Below are 24,571 nucleotides of genomic sequence, written 5' to 3'. Positions count from 1 at the left end.
GGTTCGCCCGCTACTGCTTTGGACCGACGGTCCCGGTCGCCTTCAGTCTTGCCGACCTCACCCAACCCGAGACGTCGTTGCCGCCCCGTGGATTGAGGTACATCACCGACGACCAGCCATCATTGGTCTGCGCATAGGCGACGAGCTCGTCGTTCGGAATGACGAACACGCCGCTGATCGGGCAGTGAAGATTCGGCGCCGAGTAGAATTGCAGCCGTCCCTTGCCCGTCACCACATTGGCGAGCGGCGGCGACAGCATCGGGACGCGGCTGGTGCCCGCCCGCGGCTCCTTGCAGCTCGCCGGCGTCTGCGCGTGCACGGTCGCGCCCAGGGCCCCCAGGATCAGGGCACTGCAGACGATGCAGGCGAGCACGGTTCTGTCCGACATCACTCGATCTCCCGACCGCTGGACGCGATCATTCGTCATTCCAGAGTGTTTGTCGCCGCGCCGGGTGGCCAGGTTCTGCGAGCTAGGACGAAAGTTTGCACCCCCGCAACACGAGCATGGCCGCAGGCACGGTCGCCAGCCCGACGACAATATCGCTCAGATGATGACCGCCGGCGGTCAGCGCCGAGACGATGATGAGAACGTTGAGCGGGAGAAAGAGGGCGAACAGGAAGGTGCCCCGGCTCGTCAGGATGAGGATCAGCGCAAGCGCTGCATGGAACGAAGGAAATTGAATGATGCCGTTGATCCGGGCCAGATCGATGACTTTCATGGATCCATCGCGGATCGCGTAGAAGTCGGAAAGGTAATAGGCATTTGTCAAATGTGACACACCGTAATGCGCCCAGGCGCCCTCCGCGGGCAGCAGCATCGGCAACGGAAGGATCATCAGCAGCGTGATCACAAAGAGCCAGGCGAGCTCTCTTGCCCTCTCGAGCTTTCCGATCGTGTTCAGCACGACCAGCAGGACGCCGAACTGAATGAAGAGGGTATCGTAGATGATATCGAGCGCCCAACCGATGTTGGGATGCTCCAGCTTCACCCAGTTGAAGAATGCGAGCCAATCGAAGCCTACAGCGGAATCGGTCGCAGCGAGAGCGTTGTCGACCAGAGGAAATCCGGCGGACGCAGCAAGATAGCTGAGAACGGTCCCGACATTGCTGAACGCAACCAGCTGCGCGCAGGTGAGGGCAAATGACGCGATGCGTCTGTTGGGCCTGATCCTGGTGTAGACCAGATTGAGGCCGACCAATGCCAGGAAGCCGACGACGATCACAGGGTTGAATGAGACCCGAAGTCCCGACAGAACGAGCCCGGCGGCGGCAACTCCGGTGAGCGCGGCGATGATGATCCAGAGGCTCCTGGCCTCTGGAGCTTCAGAATATGAGTGAGGGAACACGCGCGCCGCCCGTGCTGAAACCGGCCGGGCGCACAAGATTGCACCCCGTCAATTTCACCCATGGAAAAGCTCGTATCGTTCTAAAATAGCCGAACTCATGTCCCGCGCCGCGCGCGGTTCTGTTTCATCGTCCTTGCAGCAAGACGCGCCGGACAACACCAGCGCTTCGCGGATTCCGACCACGAGACGAAGTGACCGGCTCAGTTCGCACCCGCGATGATGACGAGATTGTTCAGGACGGGCGTACAACAAAAAGCGACGACAAGAGCGATGTTGTAAACGTTGGTGCTGCGCCAAAGTAGCCACGTCAGGACAAACGTGAGACCGAGCTTTGGGACCAGCCACCATACGCCGAACCATGTCTGAGCCAGATGCATGAACGGGTTCAACTCGCCCAACCCGAGAGTCAAAATCACATTGGTCGACACGAGGTCGGCGTAGCCCAGCAGCAAGGCGAAGAACAGCAAGAGGCCTTTAACCCAGTTCATTCTTTGACTCCCCATGCCGAAGATGCCGGATCGGCCAGATCACGCTGTTGATGATGTCCACCCGTTCGGCCGGCACGAGTCCTGTCGCAGGATACTCGTCCGGCTTCGGCACCCACGCCGCGCCGAACACAATGTCCAGGAGCGGAAAGAAGGCAGCAAAGTTCTTGTCCCGATGCTCGGGGTGGACCGAATGATGGATCCGGTGCCATTGCGGGTTGTTGACCCATGTCACGAAACGGCCGAGCGGGATGCGGACGTTGAGATGCGCACACGCATCGGGGACGAAGAAGATAAATCCCGCGGCGATTGCCATATCCGGCGGGATCCGAAACAGGATCGCCAGGATGGGAAGAAAGGCGTCGGACAACACCCTCTCCAACCAGAAATGCCGGGCGCCGGTGATGAACGTAATGCCGTTGGCGCTGTGGTGGAACGAGTGCATCGCCCAGAGAAAGGGGATCGCATGCTGGAGGCGATGGAATGTGTACTTGTAGAGATCGAGCGCCACCACCACGATCGCGAGGGAGACGTACCACCAGTAGCCTTCGGTCGGCAGCTTGATCCAACCGACCCCGGCGTAGCTCGCAATCGCACCCGCGCTGATCGCCGCGATGGGGGCAAGCATGTGCTCCAACCCGACGCTCACGATAACGGCCAGCCAATCATCGCGAAACTCGGCGCGGGAAACATCGGCAATCGGCCACCTCTTCTGGAGGATGCGACTGCCGTAGACGACACCCAGAAAAATCGCCGCTAACAAAATGGCGTTTGAGATCTCACTCGACATGAGAGATGACCCGCCGGTTCAAATGGACAGACAAAATGAATAAAAAACGTTCTGCCGCTTATAGGCTGAAAGGCCTTATTTTTTCTCAACGGTCGGACGAGCGCAAGCAGGGTTCTACGGGGCGGCCGCTCGCCATCACCGGCGTCGATAGCGTTCGCAAGTCGGCAATGTCGGGGCCTTGCGGCTGTCCAAGCATGCGATCGAGTTCGACGACGGCCGCATGCTGCTGCGCGGATAAGCGAGGGCGGAGGCAGCCGTTGCACACCTCACATATGAGAAAGCCCGCGACGTGGTCGCGGGCTTTCTGGAGTTGGACCAGTTATGCAAGTCAGTGCAACGCGCGGTCCGTCCGGACCGAAGCCCGCGCGGTCGTGATCTTGCTTCGCGGCGTCAGAACACTGAGCTGATGCGGAGTTGCCGACGTCGCAGCTACCGGCGCCTGCTCGTGGACGTTGGCGGCGCCAAGCAGACCAGCCTGCACCGGCGAGATCGGCAGGCCCGCGGCTTCGAAAGTCGGACGCTCCGCAGCGGATGCGAACGTCACGCTCGCGATTGCGAGGGTGGCGGCTACGATGGACAGAGAAATCTTGGTCACTTGGAGGCTCCTCGATAGGACTCGAGCAGCACAGGTAGACGCATTTTGTTGCAATGCAATAAAATCATAGTGCGTCGCACAAGTATTTGATCGTCGCGACAAGCCCGGCGCCGGCGGTCAACGGCGTCGCTCCCGCTCCGACCAGGAGCGAGCGCGGCAAGCGACACGAAACTTCAATGAAAACAATGCCAAATGGCGCGCCCGGAACGATTCGAACGTCCGACCCTCAGATTCGTAGTCTGATGCTCTATCCAGCTGAGCTACGGGCGCATTTTCGCAGGTGGGCCTAAAGCCCGCACGGCTCCGGGAGCCCCGGAACGTCGCGAAAGAGCGCTCTAGCTACAGGCTCCCGGTCCGGTTGGCAAGGTCTGCAAGCGCCAATTTCGGCCGCGGTTTTGGCTGCCCTGGGTTACCAGAATGACCTCAGGCCCTCGCCCGCTCGCTGCGGACCGACAGCAGTTCCACCGGGCGGTCCGGGATCGAGATCTGGAAGGTGGCGCCGATGGTGCCCTCGACCAGATGGATATGGCCGCCATGGGCGCGGATCAGCTCGGCGGCGATCGCGAGGCCCAACCCGCTGCCGCCGGGGCGGCCGGAGGTCTGGAACGCCTCGAACAGGTGCTCGCGCGCCTTGGCCGGAACACCGGGGCCGGTGTCGGAGACCTCCAGGATCGCAACCGTGCCCTCTCGGCGGCCGGTGATGCGAATCTGCTGGGCACCGCCGTCGCTGTCCTGCCGGCTTTCCAGCGCCTGGGTCGCGTTGCGCACCAAATTGAGCAGCACGCGGAACAGCTGATCCGGATCGGCGTCGATGGTGAGGCCGCGCTCGATCGCGCTGATCCAGGTGATCGAGACATCGGTTGCAAGCCCGGCTGATTCCCGCACCTCGGCCACCGCGGGCTCCACCATGATGACGCGGCGGTCGGGCGCCGCCTCCTGCGCGCGGCCATAGGACAAGGTCGACTGGCAGAAGGCGATGGCGCGCTCCAGCGAGCGCAGCAATTTCGGCGCGAAACGCTGCACCCGCGGGTCCGGCACGCTGGCGAGCTGGTCCGACAGCAGTTGCGAGGACGCCAGCAGATTGCGCAGGTCGTGATTGATCTTGGAGACGGCGAGCCCGAGCGCGGCCAGCCGGCTCTTTTGATGCAGCATCGAGACCAGGTCGCGCTGCATGTCCGACAGCTCGCGCTCGGCAACGCCGATCTCGTCGCCGCGCTGGCTGGGCACGATGATTCGCGCCGAACTCTCCGGATTCTCGTGGAACCCGACCAGGCTCGCGGTCAGTCGCCGCATCGGGCGGACGAACAGATAATGCAGCGCCAGATAGACCAGGCCGGCGGTCAGGCCGGCGATCAGGAGCGCGACGACCAGAACGTTGCGCGAGAAGCGGTACATCGCCTGCCGCAACGGCTTCTCGTCGATCACGACCTCGATGAATTGCGCCTGGCCCGGCGCGGGTCCGACCACGCGGATGGTCTGGTCACCGTGCTCGAGCATGATCTCGAAGGCATCGACGATCGCCGACCACACCGTCATGGCCCGCATGTCGACATCATGGTCGATCGAGGCCGGCAGGTCGGCGCTGGCGAGCAGGCGGCGCTGCTGCCCGAGCTTGATGGCGACGGCGCGGGCGCCGATGCTGGTCAGGATCTGCCGGGCCAGCGAATCCGGCACCAGGCCGGAGGGGGCGGCATCGAGCACCAGCGCCGCGGTGTTGGCGGCGGCCAGGCGGTCATTGAGCCGGTTCATCCGGAAGTTGGCGATGGCCGGCACGTAGATCAGGAGCCCGGCGATCATCACCAGCGGAATCGTCAGCAGCAAAAGCTTGCCCGACAGCCCGAGCCGGTGGGACGGCTTGGGCCGCTGTTTCTGCGCGGTCGCCTGATCGTCAGTTAGAGCCACAAGATAAGGCCTTGTTGGGCTTAGGGGTCGGAAGATGCGGCCCGGCCCCCAAGCCGGTCAAATTACGGATCGCTAATGTCGGCGGTTCCCCGAACGCCCCAAAGCGCTCCTCACCGTCAAAAACCCCGCGAAAACAGTTATATTCGCCCCAATTGCGACGTTTCAAAGAAGCCTCTTTGCGACGCCCTGTGACATTGACGAGAACAGGGCGCTCCCTTATAAGCCGCGCCAACTGTCCGCGATGGCCCGGTTCTTGACCGGGGGCGGCTCATTTGGGGCCGTAGACGGCTCGCTTGGGCCCGCCAGCATCATCGGACTCCATCTCAATACAACGGCAAATTGCCCGGTCAGCGGAGAATTACCCGTGAAGCGGACTTATCAACCCAGCAAACTGGTGCGCAAGCGCCGTCACGGCTTCCGCGCCCGTCTCGCCACGGCCGGCGGCCGCAAGGTCCTCGCTGCGCGTCGCGCGCGTGGCCGCAAGCGCCTGAGCGCCTGAGCCCGGACGTCTCCTCTCCGGAGATACCCATTATGGATCGGCTGAGGCAGCGGGCGGATTTCCTCGCCGTTGCCAATGGCGCACGGGCGAATACCACGGCTTTTGTGCTGCAGGGCCGCCGTCGCGACGATCAGGGCCCGATCCGCGTCGGCTATACCGTCACCAAGAAGAACGGCACCGCGACCGAGCGCAACCGCATCCGCCGCCGACTTCGCGAAGTGATAAGACGGGTCGATGCCGTATTCATGCGGCCACACCATGATTATGTGCTAGTCGGCCGTCGTGACGCGCTGACCCGCGACTTTGCGACCATGATTGACGACCTGCGGTCGGCGCTGGGCCGCCTCGACCGGCCTGCGCCCAAGACTGGTACCAATAAGGCGGGTAACAAAAGCGCTCCCAATCCGAATGGAATGACGAGACCATAAGAGATGTCCGACAACCGCAACACGATCATCGCCGTCATTCTGTCGGGCCTCGTCCTGATCGCCTGGCAATACTTCTATAACGTCCCGCAGATGGAGAAGCAGCGCGAGGCGCAGAAGCAGGCCGAACTGCTGAAGCCGACGCCGCAGGCGACCCCTGGCGCTGCTGCTCCCGGAAGCACCGCGACGCCATCACCGACGGCGGCCGCGCCTGCTGCCGACGCCCCGGTGGCGAGCCGCGAGACGGTGCTCGCGGCCGGCCCGCGCATCAAGATCGAGAGCCCCCGCATCATCGGCAGCATCGCGCTGAAGGGCGCCCGGATCGACGATCTGGCGCTGGTCCAGTTCCGCGAGACGGTTGACCCCACATCGCCGGCCGTCGTGCTGCTGTCGCCGTCGGGCACCGCCGAGCCTTATTATGCCGAATTCCTGTGGCTGACCGCCAGCGGCTCGTCGGTGAAGACGCCGAACGCCGACACCGTCTGGCAGCAGGAAGGTTCGAACAGCCTGTCGCCGAGCACCCCGGTGACGCTGAAATACGACAACGGCCAGGGCCTGACCTTCCGCCGCACCATCTCGATCGACGATCGCTACCTCTTCAGCATCAAGGACGAGGTCATCAATCAAGGCAGCGCGCCGGTGACGCTGTATCCGTTCGGCCTGATCTCGCGCGGCGGCAAGCCGCCGGTCTCGGGCTACGCGATCCTGCACGAAGGCCCGATCGGCTATCTCGGCGAACAGGGCCTGCAGGAATTCACCTACAAGAACCTCGACGAGGCCAAGACCCCGACCGGTGGAAACTCGCGCGGCATCGTGTTCTCGAAGATCACCGACGGCTGGCTCGGCATCACCGACAAATACTGGGCCACCGCGCTGCTGCCGGATACCAATGCGACGCTCGACACCGCCCGCTTCACCACCGGCGACAAGCGCTACCAGGCCGACTACATGCTGGGCGCGCAGACCATTCCGATCGGCGGCACCGGCGTTGCCAATGGGCGGCTGTTCGCCGGCGCGAAGGAGGCCGCCACGGTCGGCCTCAACTTCCCGCTGGTCGGCTTCGGCGGCTACAACAAGCAGCTCGGCCTCAACCATTTCGATCTCCTGATCGACTGGGGCCATTTCTACTTCATCACCAAGCCGATGTTCCTGGCGCTCGACTGGTTCTATCGCCTGGTCGGCAATTTCGGCATCGCGATCCTCCTGGTGACCGTGATCGTGAAGCTGCTGTTCTTCCCGCTCGCCAACAAGTCCTACGCCTCGATGGCGAAGATGAAGTCGGTGCAGCCGCAGCTGGCCGCGCTGAAGGAGCGCTATCCTGACGACCGCGTGAAGCAGCAGCAGGAGATGATGGAGATCTACAAGAAGGAGAAGATCAACCCGATCGCCGGCTGTCTTCCCGTCGCCTTGCAGATCCCGGTGTTCTTCTCGCTCTACAAGGTGCTGTTCATCACCATCGAAATGCGGCACGCGCCGTTCTTCGGCTGGATCAAGGATCTCTCCGCGCCCGATCCGACCAATCTGTTCACGCTGTTCGGGCTGATCCCGTTCGATCCGATCGCGCTGCTCGGACCGCATTTCGGCGCCTATCTGGTGATGGGCATCTGGCCGATCATCATGGGCATCACGATGTGGGTGCAGATGAAGCTCAACCCGGCGCCGCCGGACCCGACCCAGAAGATGATCTTCGACTGGATGCCGTTGATCTTCACCTTCATGCTGGCCGGCTTCCCGGCGGGTCTCGTGATCTACTGGGCCTGGAACAACACGCTCTCGGTGCTGCAGCAGAGCTTCATTATGCGCAAGAACGGCGTGAAGGTGGAGTTATTCGACAATCTGAAGTCGGCCTTCGCCAAGAAGCCGACTTAGCTCCACTGCGTATCCCGTCATTGCGAGGAGCAAAGCGACGAAGCAATCCATCCTTCCCGTGCTGAAGAATGGGTTGCTTCGCTCCGTTCGCAATGACGGCGAAGCCGCTTGCGCCTTGATAGGATCCTTCGCATGACCGTCGAACCTGATGCGGAGCTGATCGAGCAGGGGCGAAAGCTGTTCGCCGGCGACTGGCGCTTCATCTGGGCCTCGCCCTCGATCGAGACCCTGCCGCCGATGGCCGGCCTCGAGGTCGCGTTTGCCGGCCGCTCCAATGTCGGCAAATCGAGCCTGATCAACGCGCTGACCGGCCGCACTGCGCTGGCTCGCACCTCGCATACGCCGGGCCGCACCCAGGAACTGATCTTCTTCGAGGGCCCGGTAAACGCGGACTTTCGTCTCGTCGACATGCCCGGTTACGGCTACGCCTCGGCGCCGAAGACCAAGGTGGCGTCATGGACCGCGCTGATCCACAAATTCCTGCTCGGGCGCGCGACGCTGGCGCGGGTCTATGTGTTGATCGACGCCCGCCACGGCATCAAGGACGTCGATCTCGACGTGCTGAAGACGCTGGACAAGTCCGCGGTCAGCTACCAGGTCGTGCTGACCAAGGCCGACCAGGTCAAGGCCGGCGAACTCAAGACCGTGACCGCCGACACGATCGCGACGCTCGCAAAACATCCCGCCGCGTTCCCCGAAGTGCTGGTGACCTCGTCGCGCACCGGCGACGGCATGCCGGAGCTGCGTGCCGCCATGGTACGCCTGATCGAGGAGCGGCGCCGATGAACGGCGCGCCCCGTCTCCTGATCGGCCTTGCCGCCTTCATGGGCGCCTGCGGCGTGATATTGGCGGCGGCCGCGGCCCATCTGCCGGACGCCACGCGGCTGGCGGCAGCGTCCTCGATGCTGCTGTTCCACGCCACCGCCGCCATCGCGACCATTGCGGTCGCAGAGCGCGCGATCGTTCATGCCAAGCTCGGTGTCGTGGCGGCGGCAGGCTTCGTCATCGCGGCGTCACTGTTCGCGGGCGATCTCACGCTGCGCCACTATGGCGGCCATGGCCTATTTCCGATGGCGGCTCCATCAGGCGGAACGCTGCTGATCCTGAGCTGGCTGGTGCTGGCGGTTTCGGCGATGTGGCCGAGGCGTTGATCACTGCCTTCCTTCTCCCTTGTGGGAGAGGTTTGAAGACAGCTTTGCGCCCTGCCCGGCAATCAGATAGAAACGCGCCCGTCCCTCCGCTGACGTGAGACCAGCCCCATGACCGACCAGCACATCAGCCCGCTCGATCAGGCCCGTATCCTGTCCGAGGCGCTGCCGCACATGCAGGAATATGACGAGGAAACCATCGTCATTAAATATGGCGGCCATGCCATGGGCGCCGAGGATACCGCCAAGGCGTTCGCGCGCGACATCGTGCTGCTCGAGCAGACCGCGATCAATCCGGTGGTCGTGCATGGCGGCGGGCCGCAGATCGCGACCATGCTGAAGCGCCTCGGCATCCAGTCGGAATTCGCCGCGGGCCTGCGCATCACCGACGCTGCAACCATCGAGATCGTCGAGATGGTGCTGGCGGGCTCGGTCAACAAGCAGATCGTCGGCTACATCAACGAGGCCGGCGGCAAGGCCGTTGGCCTCTCCGGCAAGGATGGCAACATGGTGAAGGCGTCAAAGACGACGCGCACCATGGTCGATCCCGATTCCAACATCGAGAAGGCGGTCGATCTCGGCTTCGTCGGCGATCCCGAAAAGGTCGACCTCACGCTGCTCAATCAGCTGATCGGCTATGAGCTGATCCCGGTGCTGGCGCCGCTCGCGACCTCGCAGGACGGCCAGACGCTGAACGTCAACGCCGACACCTTTGCCGGCGCGATCGCGGGTGCGTTGAAAGCCAAACGCCTGCTGCTGCTGACCGACGTGCCCGGCGTGCTCGACAAGTCCAAGAAGCTGATTCCGGACCTGTCGATCAAGGAAGCCCGCAAGCTGATTGCCGACGGCACGATCTCCGGCGGCATGATCCCGAAGGTCGAGACCTGCATCTACGCGCTCGAACAGGGCGTGCAGGGCGTCGTGATCATCGACGGCAAGACGCAGCACGCCGTGCTGCTCGAGCTCTTCACCAACCAGGGCACCGGCACGCTGATCCACAAGTAATGGCAGACGAGGTCGTTATCGCGGGACGCGCGGCGAGGAACCCTCGCCGGTCGCCGCCGGCGCGGCTCGCGATGTCGCTGCCGGCCGCGCTGGTGTCGTTCCTGTTCTCGGCGGCGCCGGCGCATGCCGACCTCAAGCTCTGCAACCGCATGAGCTATGTGATCGAGGCCGCGATCGGCATCGACGACAAGGCCGCAACCGCAACACGCGGCTGGTTCCGCATCGATCCGGCGACCTGCCGTGTCGTGGTGCAGGGCGCGCTCACCGCTGACCGCGTGCTGCTCAATGCGCGCGCGCTCGGCGTCTACGGCGCCTCACCGATCCCGCAGAACGGCACCGACACGCTGTGCGTCGCGCAGGACAATTTCGTGATCGCCGCCGCGCGGCAATGCCGCTCCAGCCAGACCCCCGCGCAGTTCACCCAGATCACGCCGACGCAGAGCGATGACGGCAATCTCGTCGCCTATCTCGCCGAGGACAGCGAATATGACGACGAGCAGGCGCGGCTCGCCGGCATCCAGCGTCTCTTGGTGATCGCAGGCTACGACGCGGCGCCGATCGACGGCGTCGACGGGCCGAAGACCCAGAGCGCGCTGTCGGCATTCCTCAAGAGCCGCGGGCTCGCCAGCGACATCGTGCAGTCGCCGAACTTCTTCACCACCATGGTCGATGCCGTGCAGAAGCCCTCACCGTCGGGACTGACCTGGTGCAACGACACGCCGCACAAGGTGATGGCCGCGGTTGCAACCGATGACGGCAAGATGGTGACCAGCCGCGGCTGGTACCGGATCGACCCCGGCAAGTGCCTGCATCCCGACGTGTCGGGCACGCCGAAGCAGATCTATTCCTTCGCCGAAGCCGTCGACGGCGATAACCGCGCCATCCGCATCAAGGACAAGCCGCTGAACTGGGGCGGCGGGGTGCAGCTCTGCACCCGCGAAAGCAAGTTCGAGGTCAACGAGCAGGGCGACTGCGCCACCCGCGGCCTCACCGCGCTCGGCTTCACCACCGTCGACATGACCAGCGGCGGCAAGACGCTGCGCTTTGCGATGCCGTGATGAAGACAATGGCGCCACATGGATCACCGTCGTCCTGGCGAAAGCCAGGACCCATTACCACAGGCAATCATTTGGCGAAGACGGGTCGTGACCGGCCGTTGCGCGGTATTGGCACCGCGCTTCATTTGATGGAACGCGGTATGGCTCCTGGCCTTCGCCAGGACTACGACGGAAAGATAACATGAAAACTCCCCGCAGCTTCGGCCATGTCGAGACCTGGGTGTTCGACCTCGACAACACGCTGTACCCGCATCACGTCAACCTGTGGCAGCAGGTCGATGCGCGGATCGGCGAGTTCGTCGGCAACTGGCTGAAGATCTCGCCCGAGGAAGCACGGCGGCTGCAGAAAGACTATTACCTGCGCTACGGCACCACAATGCGCGGCATGATGACCGAGCACGGCGTGCAGGCGGACGATTATCTCGCCTATGTGCACAAGATCGACCACTCGCCGCTGCAGCCGAATCCGGCAATGGGCGCTGCGATCGCAAAACTGCCGGGGCGCAAGCTGATCCTGACCAACGGCTCGGTCGACCATGTCGATGCGGTGCTGGGCCGGCTCGGCATCTCCGACCATTTTGACGGCGTGTTCGACATCATCGCCGCCGATCTCGAGCCGAAACCGGCGCCGCAGACCTACCAGAAGTTCCTCAGGCTTCACGACGTCGATCCGGCAAAGGCTGCGATGTTCGAGGACCTCGCGCGCAATCTGGTGGTGCCGCATGAGCTCGGCATGACCACCGTGCTGGTGGTGCCCGACGGCAGCCAGGAGGTGGTGCGCGAAACCTGGGAGCTCGAAGGCCGCGATGCCGCTTATGTCGACCATGTCACGGACGATCTCACGGGATTCTTGCAGCGACTGAAGCCCTGATCTCTCCCCTTCGCCGGGACGACGATGGAGTCAGCCTTGACTCCACAGCCCCAAATTCCGAAAAGGCCCTGCAAAATTCCCGTCATATCCCCGATATGCCCAAGGATTGTCCCGATGTCGCTGTCCGCCCTCGAAACCACCGTCAACACCGCGTTCGACGCCCGCGATGGCATTTCGACGTCGACCAAGGGTGAGGTCCGTGAGGCCGTCGACCACGCGCTGGAGCTGCTCGACAAGGGCGAGGCCCGCGTCGCCGAACGCGAGGCCAATGGCAAGTGGAAGGTCAATCAGTGGCTGAAGAAGGCCGTGCTGCTCTCGTTCCGCCTCAACGACATGAGCGCCATTCCCGGCGGTCCGGGCAAGGCGTCGTGGTGGGACAAGGTGCCCTCGAAGTTCGAGGGCTGGGGCGAGAACCGCTTCCGCGACGCGGGCTTCCGCGCGGTCCCCGGCGCGATCGTGCGCCGCTCCGCCTTCATCGCCCGCAACGTCGTGCTGATGCCGTCCTTCGTCAATCTCGGCGCCTATGTCGATGAAGCCACCATGATCGACACCTGGTCGACGGTCGGCTCCTGCGCCCAGATCGGCAAGCGCGTGCACATCTCCGGCGGCGTCGGCATCGGCGGCGTGCTCGAGCCGCTGCAGGCCGAACCCGTGATCGTCGAGGACGACTGCTTCATCGGCGCGCGCAGCGAGGTCGCTGAGGGCGTCATCGTGCGCAAGGGCGCGGTGCTGTCGATGGGCGTGTTCCTCGGCGCCTCGACCAAGATCGTCGACCGCGAGACCGGCGAGATCTTCGTCGGCGAGGTCCCGGAATACGCCGTCGTCGTTCCCGGCACGCTGCCGGCCAAGCCGCTGAAGAACGGCCAGCCGGGACCTGCCACCGCCTGCGCCGTGATCGTCAAGCGCGTCGACGAGCGCACCCGCGCCAAGACCAGCATCAACGAGCTGCTGCGGGACTGAGAAGCGCCGCGGCGTTCCCCATCCCTCACCGTCACCCTGAGGTGGCCGCTTCTTCAGCGGCCCTCGAAGGGTCGACGGCCCGACTGTGGCCGTTCACCCTTCGAGACGCGCTACGCGCTCCTCAGGGTGACGGGAAGATCGAACCAACATCCATCTTTCACCGACAAAACTCCGGGCCGCGAAAATTGCCGCTGCCCGGAGTTCTTTCATGGACTGGGCCAATTACCTGTTCGGCTTCAAGGGCCGCGTCAGCCGGGTCAAATTCTGGCTCGCGGCACTGATCATCGTCTGCTGGATGATATTCCTGGCCGCCCTGGTGATCTCGGCCGGCCTCGGCGGCAAGCATGCGTCGTTCGGCTTCAATATCGACGACATCTTCGGGGCGTTCGACCCGGACAGCTACAGATCGCTGACCCTTGCCGGATTGCCCGCACTGTTAGTCAAGGCCAGCGGGACGGTGCTGTTCGTCTGGGTCTATATCGCGGTCTCGATCAAGCGCCTGCACGACCGCGACAAGAGCGGCTGGTGGATGGTCCCGTTCTTCGCGATCCCCGGGCTCATGAGCCAATTCTCGGACCGGCTTCCCGATGAGTCCTATTGGGTGATGGCCGCGGGCGCGATCGTCTTCGTGCTCTATATCTGGGGCTTCATCGAACTCGGCTTTCTGCCCGGCACCTCGTACCCCAATCGCTACGGCCGCAATCCGCTTGGAAAAACCCATGTAAGCCGAGGCGGCGGCCGCGACAGCGGGTCGCGCTCCAGGCAGGGCTGGGATCAGCAGAGCGAGCTCGAATGATGCCATACAAAGCTGGTCCACCCGCGGTGTGACGTGTTAAGCGAGGCGCATGAATGATGCCGTCTCGATCACCCGCGATCTGGTTCGCTGCCCCTCCGTCACCCCGGCCGACGCCGGCGCGCTTGGCGTTCTTGAAAATTTGCTGAAAAGCGCAGGCTTCGACGTCCACCGCGTGACGTTCTCCGAGCCCGGCACCGCCGATGTCGACAATCTCTATGCGCGCATCGGAAGCTCGGCGCCGCACATCACCTTTGCCGGCCACACCGACGTGGTGCCGCCTGGCGATGAAGCGGCGTGGACGCTCGGTGCGTTCTCCGGCGAGGTCAAGGACGGCTATCTCTACGGCCGCGGCGCCGTCGACATGAAGGGCGGCATCGCCTGCAGCGTCGCCGCGGTGCTGCAATATCTCAAGGACCATGGCGGCAAGCCACGAGAAGATGGCAATGGCTCGATCTCCTTCCTGATCACCGGCGACGAGGAAGACGTCTCGATCAACGGCACCGTCAAGCTCTTGAAATGGTGCGCCGAGCGCGGCGAAGAATTCGACCATTGCGTGCTCGGCGAGCCCTCCAACGTCGAGGTACTCGGCGACATGATCAAGATCGGCCGGCGCGGCTCGCAATCCGGCACGCTCGTCGTCGACGGCGTGCAGGGCCATGTCGCCTATCCGCACCGCGCCTCGAACCCGGTGCCTGATATCTCGCGGCTGATCGTGGCGCTGAGCGACGAGCCGCTCGATCACGGCAGCGCGCAATTCCAGGCCAGCAACCTCGAATTCACCACGGTCGATGTCGGCAACACCGCGAGCAATGTGATCCCCGGCCAGGCGCGGGCGAAGTTCAACATCCGCTACAACGACAACCACACCCAGGAGAGCCTGCGGCAGCTGGTCGACGAGCGGCTGGCGAAGGCCTGCGGCAACCGCATCCGCGCCCACATCGATTGGCAAACGTCGAACTCGAACGTGTTCGTGACCCAGCCCGGACCGTTCACCGACCTCGCGGTCGCCGCGATCGAGGAGGTCACCGGCCGCAAGCCTGAACTCTCCACCTCGGGCGGGACCTCGGATGCGCGCTTCATCTCGAGCTATTGCCCGGTGATCGAGTTCGGCCTGGTCGGCCAGACCATGCACCAGATCGACGAGCGCACGCCGGTGGCCGATCTCGAGAAGCTGACGAAGGTCTATCGCGGCGTGCTGGACCGGTATTTTGCGTAGTCCTCTTCTCCCTCGCCCCGCTCTTGCGGGGTCGAGACGAGCGAAGCTCGCTCTTAGAGGGTCAGGGTGAGGGGTCTAACCGCAAAGATGGTGAGAGACGGACTCGCGGACAGCCCCCCTCACCCGGATCGCATTCCGATGCGCTGAATGCAATCCGGCCTCTCCCCGCAAGCGGGGTGAGGCTAGGAGAGAGCGCCGCCTAGCTAGACAAAAACATCGAAAACAACCCCATGCACAGTAGGGATTGGGGCCGCTAATAATCCACCCGCATCAGATAGAGCCCGTCTGGCGGCGCGACGGGGCCGCAGGCGGCGCGGTTGCGGGCGGCGAGTGCGCCAAAGAGATCGTCCGGGCTCCAGCGGCCCTCACCGACCCAGACCAGCGAGCCCACCATCGAGCGCACCTGGCTGTGCAGGAACGAGCGCGCCGACGTCACGATGTTGATGGCGTCGCCCTCGCGCGTGACGTCGAGCTGATCGAGCGTCTTCTCCGGCGATTTGGCCTGGCACTCGGTGTCGCGGAAGGTGGTGAAATCGTGCTTGCCGAGCAGCCGCTGCGCGGCCTCGTGCATCGCGGCTGCATCGAGCGCGCGCGGCACGCGCCAGACACGGCCGATGTCGAGCGCGAGGTTCGCCCGCGTGTTGGTGATGCGATAGAGATAGTGCCGCTTGATCGCCGAGAACCGCGCCTCGAATTCGTCGGGTACGATATCGGCCGCCAGCACGCCGATCGGATTCGGCCGCAAATGCGCGTTCAACCCGTCGCGAAAGCGGCCGGGCGGAAAATGCTTGGCGATGTCGCAATGCGCGACTTGGCCGCGCGCATGCACGCCGGCGTCGGTACGCCCTGCGCCATGGACGCGGACGTCCTCGCCGCAAATCGCCTTGACCGCCGTCTCCAGCGCGCCCTGCACGGTCGGTGCGGTGTCCTGGATCTGCCAGCCGGAGAACGGCGTGCCGTCATATTCGATGGTGAGCTTGTAGCGGGGCATCAGGCGAGCCGCGCGGGCGGCTTCAACGGCGTGCCATGTAGAAAATCCGCCGCCTTCATCGGCCCCTTGCCGGCGCGCTGCAATTCGAGGATGCGGATCGCGCCGTCGCCACAGGCGATCGCAAAATGATCGTCGAGTACGTCGCCCGGTTCGCGCGCGCCGTTGGCAAGTTCGCAGCGCAGGATTTTCAGCCGCACCGGCTCGCTTTCGCCGGCGAGTTCGCACCAGGCGCCGGGGAACGGCGAAAGCCCGTGGATGTGGCGCAGCACCGCATGCGCCGGCTGCTTCCAGTCGATCCGCGCTTCGGCCTTGTCGATCTTGGCGGCGTAGGTGACGCCGTCCTCGCTCTGCTTCGTCAGTTGCAAGCCGCCACGCTGCAGCCCACCCATTGCGCGCACCATCAGATCGGCGCCGAGCGGCGCCAGCGCGTCGTGCAGATCGGATGCCGTCATGCTGTCCGAGATCGGCAGCCGCTCGGCCATCGCGACGTCGCCGGTATCGAGACCGACATCCATCTTCATCACCATCACGCCGCTCTCGGCATCACCCGCCATGATGGCGCGGTTGATCGGCGCGGCGCCGCGCCAGCGCGGCAATAGCGAAGCATGCAGGTTGAAGCAGCCGAGCTTCGGCGCGTCGAGAATCGCCTGCGGCAGGATCATGCCATAGGCGACGACGACGGCGGCATCGGCGTCATGCGCGCGAAACTCCTCGAGCGCTTCTGGAGTCTTGAGGGTCTTCGGCGTCAGCACTGAGATACCGAGGCGGCGCGCCTCCTGTTCGACCGGCGTCGGCTGCAATTGCAGGCCACGCCGCCCGCCCGGCTTCGGCGCGCGGGTATAGACAGCCACGACCTCGTGGCCATGGGCCACCAGCTCCAGCAACGTCGGGACCGCGAAGTCGGGCGTGCCCATGAAGATCAGGCGAAGAGGCATGCGATCAGGCTCAGCAGGAGTTGGAGTGCTCCGTCATGCCCGGGCTTGACTCGGGCATCCACGTCTTTCGTACCAGCGAAGCAAGACGTGGATGGCCGGGTCAAGCCCGGCCATGACGCGTCTGAGCAGTCGGCAGCATCTACTCCGCCGCGCGCTTGGCGGCCTTCTCGAATTTCTTGAAGACGCGGTCGCGCTTCAGCTTCGACAGATAGTCCACGAACAGCACGCCGTTGAGATGGTCGATCTCGTGCTGGATGCAGGTGGCGTAGAGCCCCTCGGCATCCTCCTCGTGCAGCTTGCCGTCGAGGTCGGTGAAGCGCAGGCGCACCCGCGCCGGGCGCTCGACCTCCTCGTAATATTCGGGGATCGAAAGGCAGCCCTCTTCGTAGACCGACAGCTCCTCCGAATGCGAAATGATCTCCGGGTTGATGAACACCCGCGGCTGCGGCGTGGTCTCGCCGTTCTCGTCGCGCTTGGCGAGGTCCATGGTGATCAGCCGCAGCGGCTGCGCGACCTGGATCGCCGCCAGCCCAATGCCGGGCGCGTCATACATGGTCTCGAGCATGTCGTCGGCGAGCTTGCGGATCTCCGGCGTCACCTTCTCGATCGGTTTCGACACCAGACGCAACTGCTTGTCCGGCAGGATGATGATTTCTCGTAATGCCATGGCGGCGATTTAAGCTGCTGACTTCATGGGGTCAATGCGCTCAGGAACCGGTTAAGGCGGCCTTAACCACGTTTCTTTACGCAAGATTAACCAAGGAATTTAAGGGAGTGTTTACCATAAATGTTCCCTTTTCGTTCGATGGTGGCGCCGAATCGGCTACAACTGCCGGCATGAACGAGATTCTGCTCACGATTGGCGACCTTCCCCTCCGTGTCTCCGACGCGTTGATCGGCCTTGGCGCGCTGGCATTGGTCCTGCTGTTCGCCATCGCCGTGGTGATCGCGCGCGCCAGCCGGCGCGGCGCGGAACTCGCGATGGCCCAGGCCATTCGCGCCGACGAGCTGGAGGAGCGGCTCGCCGACATGCTGCGGGCCCAGAGCGAGGCCTCAGGACGGGTCGACGCGATGGGGCAGGCACTGGCCGGCCGCCAGGCCGAGATGGCCCGTGCCGTCAACGAGCGGCTGGATTCGGTGACCCACCGGGTCGGCCAATCGATGGAACAGACCACGCGCAACACGATGGATTCGCTGCGCGCGCTGCACGAGCGGCTCGGCATCATCGATCACGCCCACAAGAACCTCAACGAGCTCACCACCCAGGTGACGACGTTGCGCGACGTGCTCGCCAACAAGCAATCGCGCGGCGCGTTCGGCCAGGCGCGGATGGAGGCGATCGTCCAGGACGGCATGCCGAAGGGCTCGTTCGAGTTCCAGTACACGCTGACGTCAGGCAAACGGCCGGACTGCGTGGTGTTCCTGCCCGACCAGCGCCCGCTCTGCATCGACGCGAAATTTCCGCTGGAGGCCATGACCGCGCTGCACGACGCGCGCAGCGACGAGGAACGCAAATTCGCCAGCCAACGGCTGCGCGCCGACGTGCTGAAGCATGTCAGCGACATCGCCGAGAAGTACCTGATCCCGGGCGAGACCCAGGACACCGCGCTGATGTTCGTGCCGTCGGAATCGGTCTATGCCGAAATCCATGACGGCTTCGACGACGTGATCCAGAAAGCCTATCGCGCCCGCGTCGTGCTGGTGTCGCCCTCGCTCTTGATGCTGGCGATCCAGGTGATGCAGCAGATCCTGAAGGACGCCCGCATCCGCGACGCCGCCGACCAGATCCGCAACGAGGTGATGCACCTTGGTGACGACCTCGGCCGGCTGCGCGAGCGCGTGCTCAAGCTGCAGAATCATTTCGGCCAGGTGAATGAGGATGTGCGGCAGATCCTGATCTCCGCCGACAAGATCGAAAAGCGCGCCGGCCGTATCGAGGAACTCGACTTCAGCAAGTCCGAGACCCCGATCGAGGTGCCGCGCTTCGTCAAGGCCAGCACATCCGAGCTGTTCCCCGCCCCGCCCAAGCTGCAGGCGGGGGAGTAGTATGGACCCTGATCTCACCTCATAGTCGGTGTCATCGCCCGGCTCGACCGGGCGATCCAGTATCCCAGAGGCGGAAATTTGGGAGCACGCAGCTACTACGTCTACATTCTCGCCAGCCACATCGGCGGCACGCTCTACATCGGTGTGACAAATGATCTCATTCGTCGCGTCGGCGAGCACAAGCTGAAACTCATCCAGAGTTTCACTGAGAAATATGATGTGGTGAAGCTCGTTTATTTCGAGCAGTTCGACGATCCCGAGAACGCGATAAAGCGCGAGAAGCGGCTCAAGAAATGGCCGCGCGCATGGAAAATCTCCTTAATCGAGAACGACAATCCGGACTGGAACGATCTTTACCCGGAGATCGCCGGTGGCGGCGGATAGGCCTCTGGGATACTGGATCGCCCGGTCGAGCCGGGCGATGACAGTCTTTTTGGAGCCGAATCTGCTACCAACTCTTCTATGACAGCCCCCGAAGCGACGTCTGACGCGTCTGTAAAGCCGGAGCCGAAGCCCGCCGCCACCTCCTGGCGCGACAGCTTCGCCGTGTACTTGCAGCCGCGGGTGCTGATCGTGCTGCTGCTCGGCTTCTCCTCGGGCCTGCCGCTGGCGCTGTCGGGCTCGACGCTGCAGGTGTGGATGAAGGAGGCCGGGGTCGATCTCGGCACCATCGGGCTGCTGGCGCTGATCGGCACGCCCTACACGCTGAAATTCCTCTGGGCGCCGCTGGTCGACGCGCTGCACGTGCCGCTGTTCACGCAGATCTTCGGCCGCCGCCGCGGCTGGCTATTGCTCTCGCAGCTGTTGCTGATCGCGACGATCCTGCTGCTGGCGCTGGCCGATCCGGCGCGATCGCCATGGTTTGCGGCGTTCGCCGCGCTGCTGGTCGCAACCGCCTCGTCGACGCAGGACATCGTGGTCGACGCCTTCCGTGTCGAAAGCCTGCCGGAGAGCGAGCAGGCCGCCGGCATGGCGTCCTACGTCGCGGCCTATCGCATCGGCATGCTGGTCTCGACCGCCGGCGCGCTGTTCATCGTCAGCGGTTTCGAGTCCGCCGGAGTGGCGCGTCCGTCGGCGTGGATGTGGGGCTATGTGGTGATGGCCGCGCTGGTCGTGATCGGTATCGTCACGGCGCTGGCTGCGACCGAACCGGCGCAATCGAAAGGCGCGGAGGCCGCCACGCATGCGCAGACTGCGGCCGAACGTGTCTTGCATGCGGCGCTCGGCGCGTTCTCCGAGTTCCTCAGCCGCAAGGATGCCTTCGCCGCGCTCGCCTTTGTCGTGCTGTTCAAGTTCACCGACGCGTTCTCGGGCACCATGACCGCGCCGTTCGTGATCGACATCGGCTTTTCCAAGGTCGATTACGCGGCGATCGTGAAGGGTGTCGGCCTTGCCGCGACCCTGATCGGCGGATTTGCCGGCGGCTTCGTGGCGCGGCGCTATTCGCTGGCGACCAGCCTGTGGATCGGCGGCGTGCTGCAGGCGGTCGCCAACCTCTCATTCTCCTGGCTCGCGCATGTCGGCGTCGATCAATGGGCGCTGGCGCTGGCGATCACCGCGGAAAATTTCACCAGCGCGATCGGCACCGTGATCTTCGTCGCCTACCTGTCGGCACTATGCCGCAATCCGCTGCACACCGCGACCCAGTATGCACTGCTCACGGCGCTCGCGGCAGTCGGCCGCACCTATCTGTCATCGGGCGCAGGCTATGTGGCCAAGGCCGTCGGCTGGCAAACGTTCTTCGTGATCTGCGTGCTGGTCGCAATCCCGAGCCTGATCCTGCTCGCCTGGCTGCAGCGGCGTGGACATTTTGACGAGCTGGGGCCGGTGAGGGTTTAGCTCTCCCTGTCATCACCCGGCTTGCCGCCTCCGCTAAAGCTTCGGCGCGCTTTGGAGCGAAAGCCACGTCGAAGCCTTGGCGTAGACGGGACCGGGTGATCCAGTATCCCAGAGGCGTTCGTGATTCAGTGGAGAGGCCGCGGCGTACTGGATCGCCCGGTCGAGCCGGGCGATGACACCGGAATTGGGAGCTACTTCGCCACCACGCTCCATTTGGTGACGATGGCTTCGCTCATCTCGCCGGCGTCCTGCGCGCAGGCGATCTCGTCGACCTTCACCGAGATGGCCTTGCCGGAAAGGCTCTTGAGCTGCGCGGCCTGGGCGTCGTTGGTCGGAACGAGCTGGAAGGTTTCCGGCCCGGTTTCGAGATTGCAGAGACCGTTCGGCGGCGGCAGGCGGCGCGGTTCGCTGGTGATCTGGTAGGTCGCGACGCGCTTGCCGCGGTTCTTGGTGTCGCGCACCTTCATGACGCCGAGTTCCCCCGACAGCACGTCGCCGGCCCGGATCATCTTGCCGGGCTTCTGCGGCGCATCGCTCTGCTGCGCGAGCGCGCCGGTCGCGGCGAATATGGACGCCAGAAACGCAACGCCCAAGCGTACGCCGAATCGGTGTGTCGTCATTTGCAGTGATTCCGTAGTTGATTCGTCAGAGCGTGGATGATCGTCCCCAAATCGTCATCCACCCTATCATTTTGTTTCAGCGCGAACTTTTCGACTTGTGACGGATCGCCTGGCGAACGCCGTGGCGTGCCATTGCTGGATCGCCTGCTAGAACAGCGTCCGCTGCCGCATGGCTGCGGATAGCGTACCTTCATCAAGGTAATCAAGCTCTCCGCCGACCGGCACGCCATGCGCCAGCCGCGTCACTCGCACATTGGCCTCCGACAACAGGTCGGTGATGTAATGCGCGGTGGTCTGGCCGTCGACGGTCGCATTCAAGGCCAGAATGATCTCGCTGACCTCGGGCGCATGCGCGCGCGCCACCAGCTGATCGATGGTGAGATCCTGCGGGCCGACGCCGTCGAGCGGCGACAGCGTTGCGCCCAGCACGTGATAGCGGCCATTGGTCGCATTGGCGCGTTCCAGCGCCCAGAGATCGGCGACATCGGCGACCACGACAATGATCGAGGGATCGCGGCGCGGATCGGTGCACACCGTGCAGGGGTTCTGTGTATCGATGTTTCCGCAGGTCTTGCAGACTTGGATCTTGTCGATCGCAACCTGCAGCGCCGCGGTCAGCGGCGTCATCAGGGCTTCGCGCTTCTTGATCAGATGCAGCGCCGCGCGCCGCGCCGAGCGCGGCCCGAGCCCAGGCAGCCGCGCCAGCAGCTGGATCAGGCGTTCGATCTCGGGGCCGGCAACGCTTGCAGCCATTAGAGCATAATCCGGAAAAGTGTGGAGCGGCTTTCCGTCGCGACAAACGCGGAACGCGTTTGCGCGGAGATCATGCTCCAACAAGGAGCCAAGGCACGATGCTTCATCTTGATCTCGCCGCGCTTCAAGTCGGACCAAATCCCGGCGGCAGGCCGAGCCCGCCGGTGAGCGCCATCATCTTCTCCTGCATCGCCGTCTCGGCCTTGCGACGGGCATCGCCATGCGCGGTGACGAGCAGATCCTCGAGCACCTCGCGCTCCTCCGGCTTCATCAGCGACGGATCGATCTTGATGCCCTTCACTTCCATCTTCGCGGTCATGCGCACCGCGACCAGGCCGCCGCCGGAAATGCCCTCGACCTCGACATTGCCGAGTTGCTCCTGCATCTCCTGCATCTTGGATTGCAGCTGCGCTGCCTGCTTCATCATGCCGAGAAAATCAGCCATGCGTGCGTTCCTATCGCCTGATCAATCGTCGTCGCTGTCGGAAGTTTCAATCGGGTCTTCGCCGGTTGCGTCCGCCACCGGAACCTCGGCGGCAAGGCGGCGGACCTCGACCACCTTGGTGCCGGGGAAGCGCGACAGCACCTCCTGCACGCGCGGGTCGGCCTCGGCAGCGCGCTGATGCTCGCTGCGTGCCAGTTCATTCTGCGAGCGCACCGTGGGCTGGCCGGCCGCGTTGGAGATGATCACGGTCCAGCGCCGCCCGGTCCACAGTTCGAGCTTGCGCGACAGATCGGTGACCAGCGCGCGCTGCGCCTTCGGCTCGAGCGCGATCTCGAGCTGGCCGTCCTCGATGCGCACCAGCCGTACATCGGCCTCCAGCGCGCTCTTGGTCATGATGTCGCGCTTCTCGCCGGCGAGCGCGATCAATTGCGGAAAGCTGGTGATGCGCAGCGCCGGCGCGGCATCGGCGACCGGCGCCGCCATCTGCGGACGCGCGGCGAGATCGGCGCGCGGCGAGGCCTGCGGCGCACGCACCGGCACTGAGGACATCGCAGACATCGTCGAGGCCGGCGCGCCGCGCGGCGCGGACGATGCGGTGGAGCCCGACGTCGCGGCAGCCGCGCCGCCGCCATTCTGCTCGATCATCATCCGGATCGCCTCATCCGGCGTCGGCAGGTCGGCGACATAGGCGATCCGCACCAGCACCATTTCGGCGGCAGCGGCCGGCCGCGTCGCGGTCTGCACCTCGGCGATGCCTTTGAGCAGCATCTGCCACATCCGCGACAGCACCCGCGTCGACAGTTTTGCGGCGAATTCACGCGCACGGACACGCTCGGTCTCGCCGAACGCGACATTGTCGGCCGTTCCCGGCACGAACTTCACGCGGGTGACGAAATTGACGAACTCGGCAAGGTCGGACAGCACCACGACCGGATCGGCGCCGACGTCATATTGCGCGCGGAATTCGGCAAAGGCTGAGGCGATATCACCCCGCGCCAGCGAATCGAAGAGGTCGATGACGCGGGTGCGGTCGGCGAGGCCGAGCATCTGCCTGACCGCGTCGGCCTTCACATTGCCCGCGGCATGCGCGATCGCCTGATCGAACAGCGACAGCGAATCGCGCACCGAGCCCTCGGCCGCGCGCGCGATGATGCCGAGCGCCTCGGGCTCGACCTCGACGCCTTCCTTGGCCGCGATATTGCCGAGATGCTTCATCAGCACGTCGGCCTCGACGCGGCGCAGGTCGAAGCGCTGGCAGCGCGACAGCACCGTGATCGGAACCTTGCGGATTTCGGTGGTGGCGAACACGAACTTGGCGTGCTCCGGCGGCTCCTCCAGCGTCTTCAGGAAGGCGTTGAAGGCCGCCGTCGACAGCATGTGGACTTCGTCGATGATGTAGACCTTGTAGCGCGCGCTGGCCGGTGCATAGCGCACGCTGTCATTGATCTGGCGGACATCGTCGACGCCGGTGTGCGACGCGGCGTCCATCTCCAGCACGTCCATGTGCCGGCTTTCCATGATCGCCTGGCAGTGCACGCCGAGGTCGGGCATGTGGATGGTCGGCCCCTTCACCGAGCCATCGGGCTTTTCGTAATTCAGCGCGCGGGCGAGGATGCGCGCGGTGGTGGTCTTGCCGACCCCGCGGACGCCGGTGAGGATCCAGGCCTGCGGAATCCGCCCGGTCTCGAACGCGTTCGAGACGGTGCGGACCATGGCCTCCTGGCCGATCAGATCCTCGAAGCTGGAGGGGCGGTATTTGCGGGCGAGAACGCGATACGGCTTGGCCGTATCCGGCGCGCCACCCAAATCAAAACCGCCGTCAAGGCTTGCTTTGCCTGCGCCGTCGGACGGTTGGGAGGGGTCGCCAGCGTCATTCATGCATCGATCCGCAACTTGGGAATTGTCTCTTCGGCCGGCGTGCGGATAGGAGCCGAAATCGAGCGCCGGGCGCGGAGACCGCCATTCCAGCACGATTCG

Annotated in this window: 27 protein-coding genes and 1 tRNA gene; 14 read left to right on the top strand and 14 right to left on the bottom strand. The window is 64.3% G+C overall.

The window, feature by feature from the left end:
- Positions 1-10 precede the first annotated feature (10 nt).
- The 7 genes from ACE103_RS02850 to ACE103_RS02820 form a co-directional block, all read right to left on the bottom strand.
- Positions 11-388, bottom strand: a complete 378-nt coding sequence (locus tag ACE103_RS02850) for a hypothetical protein (protein WP_375778254.1) — start codon at positions 386-388, stop codon at positions 11-13.
- Positions 389-470: 82 nt separating this feature from the next.
- Entirely contained in the window at positions 471-1,382 is a 912-nt protein-coding gene (locus tag ACE103_RS02845) for a phosphatase PAP2 family protein (RefSeq protein ID WP_375778253.1), read from the bottom strand.
- A gap of 164 nt (positions 1,383-1,546) precedes the next feature.
- On the bottom strand, positions 1,547-1,834 hold the full coding sequence (locus tag ACE103_RS02840; protein ID WP_375778252.1) for a DUF5658 family protein: 288 nt from the start codon (positions 1,832-1,834) through the stop codon (positions 1,547-1,549).
- Entirely contained in the window at positions 1,821-2,621 is an 801-nt protein-coding gene (locus ACE103_RS02835) for a sterol desaturase family protein (RefSeq protein WP_375778251.1), read from the bottom strand. The genes ACE103_RS02840 and ACE103_RS02835 overlap by 14 nt, the downstream gene beginning before the upstream one ends.
- A 328-nt stretch (positions 2,622-2,949) precedes the next feature.
- Positions 2,950-3,216, bottom strand: a complete 267-nt coding sequence (locus ACE103_RS02830; RefSeq protein WP_375778250.1) for a hypothetical protein — start codon at positions 3,214-3,216, stop codon at positions 2,950-2,952.
- A 193-nt stretch (positions 3,217-3,409) separates the two neighbouring features.
- Positions 3,410-3,486: transfer RNA gene (locus tag ACE103_RS02825), tRNA-Arg, on the bottom strand.
- Positions 3,487-3,639: 153 nt separating this feature from the next.
- Positions 3,640-5,118: a sensor histidine kinase gene (locus ACE103_RS02820; RefSeq protein ID WP_223974768.1), complete on the bottom strand. Its 1,479-nt coding sequence runs from the start codon at positions 5,116-5,118 to the stop codon at positions 3,640-3,642.
- 364 nt (positions 5,119-5,482) lie between these two features.
- Here ACE103_RS02820 and rpmH point away from each other — a divergent pair, with 364 nt between their 5' ends.
- The 11 genes from rpmH to dapE all read left to right on the top strand — a co-directional run bounded on the left by rpmH (position 5,483) and on the right by dapE (position 14,965).
- Entirely contained in the window at positions 5,483-5,617 is a 135-nt protein-coding gene (gene rpmH / locus ACE103_RS02815) for a 50S ribosomal protein L34 (RefSeq protein ID WP_008542748.1), read from the top strand.
- A 32-nt stretch (positions 5,618-5,649) separates the two neighbouring features.
- Complete coding sequence (gene rnpA, locus ACE103_RS02810) at positions 5,650-6,045, top strand: ribonuclease P protein component (RefSeq protein WP_375778249.1); 396 nt, start codon at positions 5,650-5,652, stop codon at positions 6,043-6,045.
- Positions 6,046-6,048: 3 nt separating this feature from the next.
- Positions 6,049-7,911 carry a membrane protein insertase YidC gene (gene yidC / locus ACE103_RS02805; RefSeq protein ID WP_375778248.1) on the top strand — a complete coding sequence of 621 codons (1,863 nt, stop codon included), beginning with the start codon at positions 6,049-6,051 and terminating at the stop codon, positions 7,909-7,911.
- A 132-nt stretch (positions 7,912-8,043) separates the two neighbouring features.
- Positions 8,044-8,697, top strand: coding sequence for a ribosome biogenesis GTP-binding protein YihA/YsxC (yihA, locus tag ACE103_RS02800; RefSeq protein ID WP_375778247.1), 654 nt, complete (start codon positions 8,044-8,046; stop codon positions 8,695-8,697).
- Entirely contained in the window at positions 8,694-9,062 is a 369-nt protein-coding gene (locus ACE103_RS02795) for a DUF423 domain-containing protein (RefSeq protein ID WP_375778246.1), read from the top strand. The genes yihA and ACE103_RS02795 overlap by 4 nt, the downstream gene beginning before the upstream one ends.
- 108 nt (positions 9,063-9,170) lie before the next feature.
- Entirely contained in the window at positions 9,171-10,064 is an 894-nt protein-coding gene (gene argB, locus ACE103_RS02790; protein WP_163158486.1) for an acetylglutamate kinase, read from the top strand.
- A gap of 71 nt (positions 10,065-10,135) precedes the next feature.
- A complete protein-coding gene (locus tag ACE103_RS02785; RefSeq protein ID WP_375780990.1) occupies positions 10,136-11,122 on the top strand; it encodes a DUF1036 domain-containing protein in 987 nt (328 codons plus the stop codon).
- Positions 11,123-11,303: 181 nt separating this feature from the next.
- On the top strand, positions 11,304-11,993 hold the full coding sequence (locus ACE103_RS02780; protein WP_375778245.1) for a pyrimidine 5'-nucleotidase: 690 nt from the start codon (positions 11,304-11,306) through the stop codon (positions 11,991-11,993).
- 114 nt (positions 11,994-12,107) lie between these two features.
- Positions 12,108-12,953, top strand: coding sequence for a 2,3,4,5-tetrahydropyridine-2,6-dicarboxylate N-succinyltransferase (gene dapD, locus ACE103_RS02775; protein ID WP_097674394.1), 846 nt, complete (start codon positions 12,108-12,110; stop codon positions 12,951-12,953).
- Positions 12,954-13,161: 208 nt separating this feature from the next.
- On the top strand, positions 13,162-13,749 hold the full coding sequence (locus tag ACE103_RS02770) for a DUF805 domain-containing protein (protein WP_375778244.1): 588 nt from the start codon (positions 13,162-13,164) through the stop codon (positions 13,747-13,749).
- A 49-nt stretch (positions 13,750-13,798) separates the two neighbouring features.
- On the top strand, positions 13,799-14,965 hold the full coding sequence (dapE, locus tag ACE103_RS02765; RefSeq protein WP_375778243.1) for a succinyl-diaminopimelate desuccinylase: 1,167 nt from the start codon (positions 13,799-13,801) through the stop codon (positions 14,963-14,965).
- Positions 14,966-15,218: 253 nt separating this feature from the next.
- Here the strand turns inward: dapE and truA are convergent, their stop codons facing one another.
- The 3 genes from truA to def all read right to left on the bottom strand — a co-directional run bounded on the left by truA (position 15,219) and on the right by def (position 17,558).
- A complete protein-coding gene (truA, locus tag ACE103_RS02760) occupies positions 15,219-15,956 on the bottom strand; it encodes a tRNA pseudouridine(38-40) synthase TruA (RefSeq protein WP_223974758.1) in 738 nt (245 codons plus the stop codon).
- Entirely contained in the window at positions 15,956-16,891 is a 936-nt protein-coding gene (fmt, locus tag ACE103_RS02755) for a methionyl-tRNA formyltransferase (RefSeq protein ID WP_223974756.1), read from the bottom strand. The genes truA and fmt overlap by 1 nt, the downstream gene beginning before the upstream one ends.
- Before the next feature lie 139 nt (positions 16,892-17,030).
- Positions 17,031-17,558: a peptide deformylase gene (gene def, locus ACE103_RS02750; protein ID WP_076864526.1), complete on the bottom strand. Its 528-nt coding sequence runs from the start codon at positions 17,556-17,558 to the stop codon at positions 17,031-17,033.
- Between the two features lie 170 nt (positions 17,559-17,728).
- Here def and ACE103_RS02745 point away from each other — a divergent pair, with 170 nt between their 5' ends.
- The 3 genes from ACE103_RS02745 (at position 17,729) to ACE103_RS02735 (ending at position 20,776) form a co-directional block, all read left to right on the top strand.
- On the top strand, positions 17,729-18,937 hold the full coding sequence (locus ACE103_RS02745; protein WP_375778242.1) for a DNA recombination protein RmuC: 1,209 nt from the start codon (positions 17,729-17,731) through the stop codon (positions 18,935-18,937).
- A gap of 78 nt (positions 18,938-19,015) precedes the next feature.
- Positions 19,016-19,321, top strand: coding sequence for a GIY-YIG nuclease family protein (locus ACE103_RS02740; RefSeq protein ID WP_223974752.1), 306 nt, complete (start codon positions 19,016-19,018; stop codon positions 19,319-19,321).
- A gap of 78 nt (positions 19,322-19,399) precedes the next feature.
- Positions 19,400-20,776 (top strand): MFS transporter, encoded by a 1,377-nt coding sequence (locus tag ACE103_RS02735; protein WP_375778241.1) that lies wholly within the window; start codon positions 19,400-19,402, stop codon positions 20,774-20,776.
- Positions 20,777-20,967: 191 nt separating this feature from the next.
- On the opposite strand, the gene ACE103_RS02730 is transcribed toward ACE103_RS02735, so the two are convergent.
- From ACE103_RS02730 to ACE103_RS02715, 4 genes are all read right to left on the bottom strand, one after another.
- Positions 20,968-21,396: a hypothetical protein gene (locus ACE103_RS02730; RefSeq protein ID WP_375778240.1), complete on the bottom strand. Its 429-nt coding sequence runs from the start codon at positions 21,394-21,396 to the stop codon at positions 20,968-20,970.
- A gap of 147 nt (positions 21,397-21,543) precedes the next feature.
- Complete coding sequence (gene recR / locus ACE103_RS02725; protein ID WP_028335942.1) at positions 21,544-22,149, bottom strand: recombination mediator RecR; 606 nt, start codon at positions 22,147-22,149, stop codon at positions 21,544-21,546.
- Positions 22,150-22,273: 124 nt separating this feature from the next.
- Positions 22,274-22,594 carry a YbaB/EbfC family nucleoid-associated protein gene (locus tag ACE103_RS02720; protein ID WP_018269493.1) on the bottom strand — a complete coding sequence of 107 codons (321 nt, stop codon included), beginning with the start codon at positions 22,592-22,594 and terminating at the stop codon, positions 22,274-22,276.
- A gap of 21 nt (positions 22,595-22,615) precedes the next feature.
- Positions 22,616-24,472, bottom strand: coding sequence for a DNA polymerase III subunit gamma/tau (locus tag ACE103_RS02715; protein WP_375778239.1), 1,857 nt, complete (start codon positions 24,470-24,472; stop codon positions 22,616-22,618).
- Positions 24,473-24,571 lie beyond the last annotated feature (99 nt).

Origin of the sequence: Bradyrhizobium sp. ma5, assembly GCF_042258955.1 — a bacterium.
Lineage (GTDB): Bacteria > Pseudomonadota > Alphaproteobacteria > Rhizobiales > Xanthobacteraceae > Bradyrhizobium.
The sequence above is the reverse complement of the archived record's forward strand: the minus strand, read 5'-3'. Positions and strand labels throughout refer to the sequence as shown.

Coding starts and splice junctions, on each gene's coding strand:
- ACE103_RS02835 (WP_375778251.1), bottom strand. CDS start 2,621: ATGTCGAGTGAGATCTCAAACGCCATTTTGTTAGCGGCGATTTTTCTG.
- recR (WP_028335942.1), bottom strand. CDS start 22,149: ATGGCTGCAAGCGTTGCCGGCCCCGAGATCGAACGCCTGATCCAGCTG.
- fmt (WP_223974756.1), bottom strand. CDS start 16,891: ATGCCTCTTCGCCTGATCTTCATGGGCACGCCCGACTTCGCGGTCCCG.
- ACE103_RS02720 (WP_018269493.1), bottom strand. CDS start 22,594: ATGGCTGATTTTCTCGGCATGATGAAGCAGGCAGCGCAGCTGCAATCC.
- rnpA (WP_375778249.1), top strand. CDS start 5,650: ATGGATCGGCTGAGGCAGCGGGCGGATTTCCTCGCCGTTGCCAATGGC.
- ACE103_RS02730 (WP_375778240.1), bottom strand. CDS start 21,396: ATGACGACACACCGATTCGGCGTACGCTTGGGCGTTGCGTTTCTGGCG.
- ACE103_RS02785 (WP_375780990.1), top strand. CDS start 10,136: ATGTCGCTGCCGGCCGCGCTGGTGTCGTTCCTGTTCTCGGCGGCGCCG.
- dapD (WP_097674394.1), top strand. CDS start 12,108: ATGTCGCTGTCCGCCCTCGAAACCACCGTCAACACCGCGTTCGACGCC.
- yidC (WP_375778248.1), top strand. CDS start 6,049: ATGTCCGACAACCGCAACACGATCATCGCCGTCATTCTGTCGGGCCTC.
- argB (WP_163158486.1), top strand. CDS start 9,171: ATGACCGACCAGCACATCAGCCCGCTCGATCAGGCCCGTATCCTGTCC.
- ACE103_RS02745 (WP_375778242.1), top strand. CDS start 17,729: ATGAACGAGATTCTGCTCACGATTGGCGACCTTCCCCTCCGTGTCTCC.
- dapE (WP_375778243.1), top strand. CDS start 13,799: ATGAATGATGCCGTCTCGATCACCCGCGATCTGGTTCGCTGCCCCTCC.
- ACE103_RS02795 (WP_375778246.1), top strand. CDS start 8,694: ATGAACGGCGCGCCCCGTCTCCTGATCGGCCTTGCCGCCTTCATGGGC.
- truA (WP_223974758.1), bottom strand. CDS start 15,956: ATGCCCCGCTACAAGCTCACCATCGAATATGACGGCACGCCGTTCTCC.
- ACE103_RS02715 (WP_375778239.1), bottom strand. CDS start 24,472: ATGAATGACGCTGGCGACCCCTCCCAACCGTCCGACGGCGCAGGCAAA.
- ACE103_RS02770 (WP_375778244.1), top strand. CDS start 13,162: ATGGACTGGGCCAATTACCTGTTCGGCTTCAAGGGCCGCGTCAGCCGG.
- ACE103_RS02780 (WP_375778245.1), top strand. CDS start 11,304: ATGAAAACTCCCCGCAGCTTCGGCCATGTCGAGACCTGGGTGTTCGAC.
- yihA (WP_375778247.1), top strand. CDS start 8,044: ATGACCGTCGAACCTGATGCGGAGCTGATCGAGCAGGGGCGAAAGCTG.
- ACE103_RS02850 (WP_375778254.1), bottom strand. CDS start 388: ATGTCGGACAGAACCGTGCTCGCCTGCATCGTCTGCAGTGCCCTGATC.
- ACE103_RS02840 (WP_375778252.1), bottom strand. CDS start 1,834: ATGAACTGGGTTAAAGGCCTCTTGCTGTTCTTCGCCTTGCTGCTGGGC.
- ACE103_RS02735 (WP_375778241.1), top strand. CDS start 19,400: ATGACAGCCCCCGAAGCGACGTCTGACGCGTCTGTAAAGCCGGAGCCG.
- def (WP_076864526.1), bottom strand. CDS start 17,558: ATGGCATTACGAGAAATCATCATCCTGCCGGACAAGCAGTTGCGTCTG.